The sequence below is a fragment of the Mycobacterium sp. 852002-51163_SCH5372311 genome (genome assembly GCF_001667115.1).
In the GTDB taxonomy this organism is placed as follows: Bacteria; Actinomycetota; Actinomycetes; order Mycobacteriales; family Mycobacteriaceae; genus Mycobacterium.
The window spans coordinates 1-671 of record NZ_LZIJ01000181.1; the positions used below are offsets into that span (position 1 = coordinate 1).

General features: G+C 58.6%; 1 pseudogene. It reads left to right on the forward strand.

The features are described from left to right. Window positions 1-423 (forward strand): annotated as a pseudogene (locus A5791_RS26900) (hypothetical protein); the annotation flags it as partial. Window positions 424-671: the final 248 nt, after the last annotated feature.

A 671-nucleotide genomic window follows, 5' to 3' on the forward strand; every position in this document is an offset into this window, starting at 1 on the left:
GCTGGCGAAGAAAACGCCAGCGGCATTATTGCCAAACACGACTACATTCCCAGCGCTGGCGCACCGGCCTACTTGCAACCGGAAAATATTGTGGGTCAGGTTGCGCCGGAGTCCTACAACGGTCTGAAGGTGCAGGGTAGCTACGGCGAAACCTGGATTATCCAAAGCGATTTCATTCCGGAAGACTACTTGGCGGTTGTTGCCACCTATGGAGCTAACAGCCCTGACAACGCCATCGGGTTCAGACAGCACCCTCAGCGTCAGTACCAGGGTCTAAGAAATATCCCGGGTATCGGCCCATTTCCATTGCAGGATAGCTTTTTCCAGCGCAGCTTCGGTGTTGGCGTGCGCCGTCGCGGCCAGGCCTGCCTCACGCAGATCAAGGCCAGCGGTTCCTATGACGTGCCGGTGATCCCGAAGTGACGCCTCTAGATTGGCTGCAGACCAATCTGACTGCAGTGGTGGTCGCGGTAGCTCAGGCCGGTGCCACCCTGGCCGGCTCAACTGCCGAAACCAGTGTGTCTCAGTCCCATTACTACTCTTGGAGCCGGTTCACAAGATGAGTAGAAGCGGAGCCGACGCGTCCGGTCTCGGTGACCAGCTTGCGCGCAACCTCGCGTATCTGGAAAACGGCGATACCGGCGCTAGCGAGTTCAGTTGGGCCGATGGCC